At 44.5% G+C, this 660-nt stretch carries 1 pseudogene; it reads right to left on the bottom strand.

Annotated elements, in window-relative coordinates:
• Positions 1–660: pseudogene (locus R7Z50_RS28085) on the bottom strand (RNA degradosome polyphosphate kinase); the annotation flags it as partial.

Genomic DNA, 660 nt, shown 5'->3' with positions numbered 1-660 from the left:
TTCATCGCGTAGCCTGCGAGCTCATCATAGTCGAAAAAGCCTTTAAAAAGCTCGTCTAAACAGTATCGGATGATGCTATCAAGCAGGATGATGGTCTTACGGCGTTTGCCTTTTTGCTCTGGCACCATCACGAAGCGTGGCAGGTGGTCGGTTGGAATTTCGATGAGAGCGTATTGAGAGTGGTCTTCTTTGCGCAGTTCGACGGCGATGTAAGCGTATTCGTCTTTGAGGAATTGCAGCACGTCGATTTCATCTTTCATCAATAAAGGCGTGATATGTGGCATGACTTCTTTGCGGAAGTATTTGGTGATCCACTTTTCCTGCGCTTCATCGAGTTGATGCTCATTGACCAAGAAAATGCGACGCCTTGCCATTTCTCTAATTAATTCACTGTAAAGTTCGTCGAATTGTTCGTTAAGCTTAAGAGCTTTGGCTTGCATCTTACTCAACAGACGCTTGGAGTTGTCACTCCCTCCTCGCTCTTGGTTGATCAAAATACGACGTTTTACATCAGCGAAGCGCACTTTGTAGAATTCGTCGAGGTTGTTGGAAAAGATCCCAAGAAAACGAATACGCTCGATCAACGGAACGGTTTTGTCGGCCGCTTCTTGTAACACTCGTTCATTGAAAGATAACCAACTAAGCTCTTTTTCTATATAT

It is taken from the genome of Vibrio sp. 1249-1, from assembly GCF_033340495.1.
Note: the sequence above shows the minus strand (reverse complement) of the source record. Positions and strands in the feature narration are given on the sequence as shown.